Genomic DNA, 1,116 nt, shown 5'->3' on the forward strand with positions numbered 1-1,116 from the left:
GCGCGCAGATCAGTTGGAAGAATTTGTTCACTACGTGAAAGGCGAGATCACCAAGGTAGTCGGCAAATAATGTCTAAAACAAAGTTATGCACCTATTAAGCGCACAGCGGAGCAATGAAGGATACCTTGATGAAAAAAATTTTGCTGCTGCATATGTTGGTGTTCGTTTCCGCCACTCTCCCAATCAGTTCCGTGGCTTCTGATGAGGTTGAAACGCTTAAATGCACCATCATCGCAGACGCCATTACCGGAAATACCTTATATGAGACCGGAGAATGTGCCCGTCGTGTGTCTCCGTGCTCGTCTTTTAAACTTCCATTGGCAATCATGGGGTTTGATAGTGGAATCTTGCAGTCGCCAAAATCACCTACGTGGGAATTGAAGCCGGAATACAACCCGTCTCCGAGAGATCGCACATACAAACAAGTCTATCCGGCGCTATGGCAAAGCGACTCTGTTGTCTGGTTCTCGCAGCAATTAACAAGCCGTCTGGGAGTTGATCGGTTCACGGAATACGTAAAGAAATTTGAGTACGGTAATCAAGATGTTTCCGGTGACTCGGGGAAGCATAACGGCTTGACCCAGTCATGGCTGATGTCGTCGCTCACCATATCTCCCAAGGAGCAAATTCAGTTTCTTCTACGCTTTGTCGCGCATAAGCTGCCTGTATCCGAAGCGGCTTATGACATGGCGTATGCCACAATCCCGCAGTACCAGGCAGCCGAAGGATGGGCTGTACATGGAAAAAGCGGCAGCGGCTGGCTTCGGGACAATAACGGCAAGATAAATGAAAGTCGTCCGCAGGGCTGGTTCGTGGGCTGGGCTGAAAAAAACGGACGGCAAGTTGTTTTCGCCCGATTGGAAATAGGAAAGGAAAAGTCCGATATTCCCGGCGGGTCTAAAGCACGAGAGGATATTCTCGTGGAATTACCCGTGTTGATGGGTAACAAATGATATGTGGCGTCATCGAGAGCAGATGCATAACCCTGCGCTCGAGCGGACCTCGCGCATAAAGCCGCGCGAGTCCGCTCACCTTGAACGTTAGATGCACTAAGCACATAATTGCTCACAGCCAAACTATCAGGTCAAGTCTGCTTTTATTATTTTTAAGCGTGC

At 49.0% G+C, this 1,116-nt stretch carries 1 protein-coding gene; it reads left to right on the forward strand.

Annotation, left to right across the window (positions count from 1 at the left end):
• The first annotated feature begins 129 nt into the window (after positions 1 to 129).
• On the forward strand, positions 130 to 954 hold the full coding sequence (locus SJ312_RS23240) for an oxacillin-hydrolyzing class D beta-lactamase OXA-9 (RefSeq protein WP_000722315.1): 825 nt from the start codon (positions 130 to 132) through the stop codon (positions 952 to 954).
• The last annotated feature ends 162 nt before the right edge of the window (positions 955 to 1,116 follow it).

The organism is Providencia sp. CIM-Carb-044 (assembly GCF_033901115.1).
In the GTDB taxonomy this organism is placed as follows: Bacteria; Pseudomonadota; Gammaproteobacteria; order Enterobacterales; family Enterobacteriaceae; genus Providencia; species Providencia hangzhouensis.

What these genes read in the sequence shown, in the direction of transcription:
- SJ312_RS23240 (WP_000722315.1), top strand. Translation starts at nt 130, where the DNA reads ATGAAAAAAATTTTGCTGCTGCATATGTTGGTGTTCGTTTCCGCCACT.